This window comes from Ethanoligenens sp. (assembly GCF_047718355.1).
Classification (GTDB): Bacteria; Bacillota; Clostridia; order Oscillospirales; family Ethanoligenentaceae; genus Ethanoligenens.
Genome location: NZ_JBDNLG010000116.1, coordinates 1 through 7457 on the forward strand (window position 1 = coordinate 1; position 7457 = coordinate 7457).

General features: G+C 44.1%; 4 protein-coding genes and 3 pseudogenes. 5 read left to right on the forward strand and 2 right to left on the reverse strand.

Annotated elements, in window-relative coordinates; all coding sequences use genetic code 11:
• Window positions 1-511 precede the first annotated feature (511 nt).
• The gene (locus ABF463_RS13210; RefSeq protein ID WP_415534288.1) at window positions 512-979 is read left to right on the forward strand and encodes a hypothetical protein; all 468 of its coding nucleotides are present in this window, start codon (window positions 512-514) and stop codon (window positions 977-979) included.
• A gap of 149 nt (window positions 980-1128) precedes the next feature.
• Window positions 1129-1700, forward strand: a pseudogene (locus ABF463_RS13215) (ParA family protein); the annotation flags it as partial.
• Window positions 1701-1864: 164 nt separating this feature from the next.
• Here ABF463_RS13215 and ABF463_RS13220 read toward each other — a convergent pair.
• Window positions 1865-2413, reverse strand: coding sequence for a hypothetical protein (locus tag ABF463_RS13220; RefSeq protein WP_415534290.1), 549 nt, complete (start codon window positions 2411-2413; stop codon window positions 1865-1867).
• Window positions 2414-2425: 12 nt separating this feature from the next.
• Window positions 2426-3007 (reverse strand): amidase domain-containing protein, encoded by a 582-nt coding sequence (locus ABF463_RS13225; protein WP_415534292.1) that lies wholly within the window; start codon window positions 3005-3007, stop codon window positions 2426-2428.
• A gap of 668 nt (window positions 3008-3675) precedes the next feature.
• On the opposite strand from ABF463_RS13225, the pseudogene ABF463_RS13230 reads away from it, so the two are divergent.
• The 3 genes and pseudogenes from ABF463_RS13230 to ABF463_RS13240 form a co-directional block, all read left to right on the forward strand.
• Window positions 3676-4325, forward strand: a pseudogene (locus ABF463_RS13230) (helicase); the annotation flags it as partial.
• Window positions 4326-5017: 692 nt separating this feature from the next.
• Window positions 5018-6300 (forward strand): annotated as a pseudogene (locus ABF463_RS13235) (reverse transcriptase domain-containing protein).
• 450 nt (window positions 6301-6750) lie between these two features.
• Window positions 6751-7452, forward strand: a complete 702-nt coding sequence (locus ABF463_RS13240; protein WP_415534294.1) for a hypothetical protein — start codon at window positions 6751-6753, stop codon at window positions 7450-7452.
• The last annotated feature ends 5 nt before the right edge of the window (window positions 7453-7457 follow it).

A 7457-nucleotide genomic window follows, 5' to 3' on the forward strand; every position in this document is an offset into this window, starting at 1 on the left:
ATCTGTCGAATGTCATTAGACTGCTTTTACTCTTCATCCCATATAGAGGTTTTTTCTGTGTCCTATAAGGGTTTTGTCTTGCCTGTTAGGCGAAAATAAGGGGCTGTACATTCCCTAAACGGGAGTACACAGCCCCAATATTATTTCCCAACCATTGGAAATGGTCGAGGATTCAAGTGGTGGAGGCGAACCAAGAAGGAAATATCGAGTGTTCACTGAGCAAATTGGCCGAATTTCGCGATATCGAGCCTGATCGCCTGCCGGTAATCCTCAAAGAGGGGCTCGCCACACTTTCGAGTACATATTATATAAGAAAACAAACACTTAAGGACAATTACTTCGGTCAGGCAGCGATAGTGATATGAGAGAATTCTACATATGAGTTTTATTTGGATGCATTTATAGCCTGCTGTTGAGCAATTCCATGTTTTGGTGTATGCTATTAATATAAATTCTGAAATAATCGCTGAAAACCTGATTTATAATTAGCCTATTAGTCTGGAGGTTGAGTATGGACGCTGAATGCAAGCTTGAATCGAATGGTACCATATTCCGCTTCTGTATAACAGAAAAGGGATATAATGATGGAGGATATTTCTGGACGAATGCCGCTATCTATGTATCAAACTGGTGCTTAAATTATCGTACAAGTTCTGAATTCCTGGAGTTTTCAGAATTGATAGAATTGAGGGATAAACTTACTGACCTTATAAACGATAACCTCAATGAAATAGAACATTTGGAGTTTATAGAGCCCGATATTCAAGTGTTACTAAAGCCCAGACATGATATTAGAAACGATGGTAAGTACGAATATATCAAGGGCGGATATGAAATCGAAGACATAGTTGCAGAATTTTTGCTGTATCCTGTACTGGATGATGCATTCACTGACCAACACTATGTAATGCCATTATATCGGCAGAATATTGCCGAATTGCTTAAATACCTAGATAATATGATTGCAAAGCTAAAATGAGCCAATATAAGTAGAATTCATTTCGATATCAAGCCGAAGCCGTTCATCCCGTAAAAAAGGATAAGTGGCTTTTTTATTTGCCCGGAGTACATAGCCGTTTCTTTCTAAATGGAAGGAAAGGCTTTAAAAATATGAGGGAGGAAACACAAATGGAGGAACTACACAATCATCTATCCAATGGTCATGTAATAGCCTTATGCAATCAGAAGGGTGGCGTAGGAAAAACGACAACGGCAGTCAATCTTGGCATCGGGCTTGTCCGGCAAGGTAAAAGAGTTCTTCTCTTAGACGCGGACGCGCAGGGTAGCTTAACGCTCAGCCTTGGTTTCAAGAATCCCGACGAGCTTCCCATTTCTATCGCAAATGTCATGGAGAACATTATCGATGAAAAGCCCATGCCGATCGGGTACGGAATTTTGCAGCATGGTGAGGGCGTTGACCACATGCCTTCGAATATTGATCTATCGGGCATGGATGTCCGGCTTATCAACACAATGAGCCGGGAAAGCGTTCTGAAAACCTATTTTGACGGCGTAAAGCATAAGTACGACTATGTTCTGATTGACTGTATGCCCTCACTTGGCATTATGACGATCAACTCGCTTACGGCAGCAGATTGCATTATAATTCCGTCGCAACCGCATTTCCTGTCAGCCAAAGGCTTGGAATTGCTGCTCCGTACTGTGTCAAAGGTAAAAAACAAATCAATCCGCAACTTCGCACCGCCAAAGTATCAAGCTTCCACTGGGCTACATCACCCCCAGCCCTGCGGCGGAATACGGAAGCGGGATTGCGGCGGCGTGAGGGTGTAAACACACTACACTTTGCAAGCAAAGTTCGTGTGCCAAAGGGGTACCCCCTTTGGAAACCCCTCTAGATTATCTTTCAATTGCTAATGCCATTTTGCCTGTCCGTGACTTTTACTTTACTCATCCTATCCCATGCTACCTGTGCCGATATTTTTCCTTGCTTATACTGATTATAAATTCCTTGTGCCTCATTCAATGCATATTCTGCGTTCGCATGGTCAGCAGGGTATTCACTCGCATTGTTGTAAGCCACTTCATCTTTCCAAGATGATATTTGAGCGTTCATCTGCTCTTCTAAAGTCAACGATTGTGGAGGAAACTTCGCAAGTTCTGCTTTCAATTGATTGGTCATTGTTTGGTATTTCTCTATTATTTTCTTTCCGGTTTCATCATTTGAATGCGCTGCGACTGCATTTTTATAAGCACTGCCAAGTCGTTTAAGCTCCACAACAACTTCGTCCCGACTTGTAAAATTTGTTTTCAATTGAAAGTTATCGAATTCTTGCAAGTATTGATTGCTTTTTTGTTGCTGTATTTGGGAGTCGTTTGCTGTAATAGCCATCACTGATGTACTGATCCCGACTATTACTATTGCAACAATGGTAATAAATAATTTTTTCTTCATTTTAATCCTCTGTTAAGTCTCTTCAGATATTCTTTCAATAATCAATTCATCATCTGCATTATTATTGACCTTGTCTATCAAAATATCATACAATGATTTTTGAATTACGTTTTTTGGTGTATGCTCTGCAATATCAATGTCAGACACTTGATATATGCTATTCCAGTCACTTTGATTATCAACAATTGTAGAATGATATGCGGTTCCCTTTTGGGGATCAATAAGTTGCACAACATCACCGTCATATAAATTTGAATACAGATAATTCCAATTCTCTAGCGCATCTTCGCAAGAAAAAACCTCTATGCTTTCATATGCATCTTGCTCACCGTTACCATGAATATCCGTCCCCCAATGCCATTGAAAATTAGTAGCCCCGCCCCACGTGTAAGAGGCATAATAACCAAGCCCCAAAATTGTAGAGTAATACCAACTGACATTATCTTTTCGATTACCGTCATTAACAGATGGCAGTCCGCCTCCCTCATAAATACATTGTGATACAAAATTAGTACAATCATCTCCGTCCGATGGGATCAAATAATTCGGATTAGCGTTGACACCGTATTTATCAGCGTATTGTGTAGCACCCACACGATCATAGCCACTATTAGGGTCGGAATTAGAACTGTTATCGTGATATTCTACTTCTATACCATTATTGCCAATTGGTTATAACAGGGCAACGGAGGAGGAAACAAGATTCGCTCCAAGCATTTCAGCAATTACTCCCAACTCATTAGGGGCTGTTACCCTCACTACAGAATCATAAATGGTTGAAGGTGTGCTGACGGGTGTTTCTGCTGAAGAAGGAATCCATACAATCAGTAGAATTAGCGGAATTACTGAAATTGATATAGAGAGCTTATGAGCGTCACTTTTTTTACGTCTATTTCGGCAAACAAGCATCATCTTATTTGATAGTCGATTTTTCAACTTTTCATTTAGTTATCCCAAATTGCTGAAAATGTGGGAATCATGCCTAACACATATAAATAATACCATAATGTATTTGCTTTTTCAATTGGATAGTATAATTTCGTAACATTTCGCAATAACAATTTACACATTATATGCTGTTTTGTAACATTACAAACCATCTTAGAGCGTTTGCAAATTTATAATCATACCTTGCGCTTAAAAGCGGAAAATAATTGGCACACAGAAAAGATCACCTGATTTTTAAATCAGGTGATCTTTTCTGTGTTGTGATCTCTTGTCATGCCTGCTGCGGCACACGGTGCCTTTAAAAATCTCTTAAAGAACCGAAACCAGAGGGAACGGGCTTCCGTATGCGGACACGGTTTGCGAAATTTCACAATCTGCCCGAACTCATGTCCATGTGGAAGGAAGCGGCGGATATCCAAACCGCCGAAATGCTCCATTTGCCGGTACCAAAAGCGGAATATATCAACGTCACCACCGAGGTGAGCACCCAGCAGGCGGATATGGTGCAGGCGCTGGCGAAGCGTGCCGACGAAGTGCACAGCGGGATTGTCGATCCCCATATTGACAACATGCTGCGGATCACCAGCGACGGGCGGAAGCTCGCACTCGATCAAAGGCTGCTGAATGACATGCTGTCCGACAGCGAAACCGGCAAAACTGCTGCATGTGCCGCCAATGTCTATGAAATATGGGAACATACGAGAGAACAGCGGTCCGCGTAGATGATTTTCTGCGACCTTTCCACTCCTCACGGCGACGGCAAGTTCAATGTCTACGACGATATCCGTGACAAACTCATCACAAAGGCATCCCCACTGAGGAAATTGTGTATATCCGCTCCGCCAACACGGAAATTCAGAAAAAGGAACTGTTCGCAAAAGTCCGCAAGGGACAGGTGCGCGTTTTGCTCGGCTCTACCTCCAAAATGGGCGCAGGGACAAACGTCCGTGAGCGATACGTTTCAGCCACAAAACACGGGACGGCACTGTCGTTATCGTGACAAAAGCTGAGGGCAGCCGCGTAAAATGCGGCTGTCACAACTGGTAATCCGATAGGTGGAATGAAGGAGTAACGTCCTGAAATACCTCCCTAATATTCCGACAGGCGATGTCAACGAAAGTTGCGGGCCTGCAGCTCGGAGAAGACGGCGGATAGCTACCGAAGGCGGAAGAAATATCATGCCCGCCCGAAAGTTCTAAAAGGGACGTAGCCCACACGCCGGGGGTCTATAAAGCGGTCATGGTGAGAATGATAGAAATATCTGACGAACCTGCGAATGTACAGGTCTACATAGTTAATGCATCAAAAGGTGCATCTCCCGTTCGGGAGGTCAGTGGGGTAAAGTAAAAATGAACGTTATGAAATACCCTGTAGCGTTACAGGCGCTTCCAAGCTGACAGGCTCATAGCAGGTATCTAAAACCGTATGTAAAGATAGGATTATCGGAACGTAGAGAGAACTATGGGACGCCCTCATTCGGGCGGTGCGGACGAAACATATAAGCCGCTTTATCTGTGGGGAAAGTAGTGGCAGTACCTGTGAAGCGGTGATAATAAGCCGTGGAGGAATAGCCACAAGTCAGTCGATAATAAAATCTACAAAACAACCAAACGCAGCTTCGAGTACGACCAAGAAAATCAAACCCGAAAGGGGGCGATGCCTGTGTTGACTTCGAAGAAACCACCAAAGCACAACAAATTGCGACATGCGGAATACTATGATATGACCGCGACGATGGACAAGCTGTATCAGCAAAGTCAGGAAAGTAAAATATTCACCGATCTGATAAAATTGATCGCTTCGCCCGAAAATATTAAGCTGGCTTATCGTAATATGAAGCGAAACGGTGGAAGTGTCACTCCCGGAACAGACGGATTGACCATCAAGGACATCGAAAGATGGACGGAAAATAAGTTGGTTCGTAAAATTCAAGGCAAATTAGCATGGTATAAGCCCAAGCCGGTACGACGTAAAGAAATTCCAAAACCCAACGACAAAATGCGGCCCCTCGGAATCCCTTGCCTGTTGGACAGAATTGTTCAACAGTGTATCCTGCAAATATTAGAACCGATCTGTGAGGCAAAATTCCATTCTCACAGTAACGGTTTCCGACCAAACCGGTCGGCAGAATAGGCCATAGCGCAATGCGCACAACTGGTCAATATGCAAAAGCTCTATTTTGTAGTGGATGCAGATATCAAAGGATTTTTTGATAATGTAGACCATTGCAAACTAAGGCAACAAATGTGGGAAATGGGTATCCGGGACAAAAAACTGCTATGTATCATTTCTGAAATGCTAAAGGCCCCTGTCTCCATGCCAGACGGACATGTTGAGATCCCCAAAAAGGATACGCCGCAAGGTGGCATTCTTTCCCCCCTGCTTGCCAATATTGTCTTGAATGAACTTGATTGGTGGATAGCGAGCCAATGTGGAAAACATGCCATCCAAACGAGAATACAGTGGGAAAATACATCAAAACGGAAGCGTTGACAGGAGCAAAAAATTCAGACCCTTGAAAAAAACCAAACTAAAAGAAATGTTCATAGTACGCTACACCGATGGAGATTCACAAATCCCTTGAAATCAACATGTCTATTCTACACAGGCTGATGTGTTCCCAAGAAATAAGCAGAAGCATTGAATACATGGACAACCGGATTTCTCTTTATTCAGCGCAGCAGGGAAAATGTGCGGTCACAGAAAAAGAATTGGAATTTGGTGAAATCCATTGCCATCACAAGCTCCCATTGAACAAGGGTGGCACGGATAGATACCAAAATCTGATCATTGTTCACAAACTCGCGCATCGTCTTATACACGCGGTGAAAAGAGATACGGTCATTCAACTCATGAACCAGTTACACCTGAATAAAACCATGTTAATGAAACTGGATAAGTTGCGCGAGACAGCAGGTCTGGCACCGATCGGGAGCTAAGCGAATCATTCTTCGGAGTGTGTAAGGTTGTATTTGTAAGAAGAAGTTATTGACCGATGGAACGCCGGATGAGGTGAAAATCTCATGTCCGGTGCGGTGCGGGGGAAAGCGCCGAGGGATAAAATCCAGAGCGTTACCTATCGTATATAGCAAAAGCTCATTGCACTTCATCATTGTGATTGCCCGTGGCGGCCGGGCGATTTACAGCAGCGCGAAGGTCGCATTATACGGCAAGGCAATGAAAACCCGGAGGTTGAAATTTATTCCTATGTCACAGAGAACACCTTCGATGCCTATCTATATCAGATATTGGAGAACAAGCAAAAATTCATCAGCCAGATCATGACCTCGAAATCGCCGGCACGGAGCGCCTAGGACATTGATGAGACCGCACTTTCCTATGCCGAAGTCAAAGCACTCGCGACCGGAAACCCGTATATAAAGGAAAAGATGGACCTCGACATTCAGGTTTCACGCTTAAAACTACTCAAGGCCAACCATCTGAGTCAGAAGTATGCGCTGGAAGACCGAGTGTTCAAAACCTACCCGGCGGATATATCATACTTTCAAGGGCGCATCGCGGCTTACGAGAAGGATATTGCGACGTGGCAAGCGCACAAGCCGCCGAAAAAAGAAGGTGACGATGCCCCGTTCCCCGGCATGACCATTCAGGGTTTGACTTACGCCGACAAGGCCAAGGCCGGAAGCGCAATTCTGGAAGCCTGCAAAGCCATGATCAAACCCGAGCCTCAGGAGTTTGGCAGCTATATGGGGTTTACTATGCTGCTCTCATTTGACACTTATGAAAAGCAGTACGAAATTACCCTGTGCGGCGCGCTCAGCAACAAGGTTAGGCTCGACATCGATGTTCACGGCAACATTGTCCGGCTCAACAATGCGCTGGAGGCCATGCCGAAGGAACTGGAATACAACAAAGGAAAACTTGCGGAAACCATGAACCAGATGGAACAGGCCAAGTCGGAGATTGATGTGCCCTTTGAAAAGGAGGAAATGCTTGCCAAAAAATCCGCGCGGCTGGCGGAGCTTAACGTACTGCTCAACATGGATAAGCACGAAAACGAAATCGTTGATGCGGAACCAGACGAGGAAGTTGGGGAGCCTGTCCGTGCGTTGGCAGGAGTGGAACGGTAGTATTT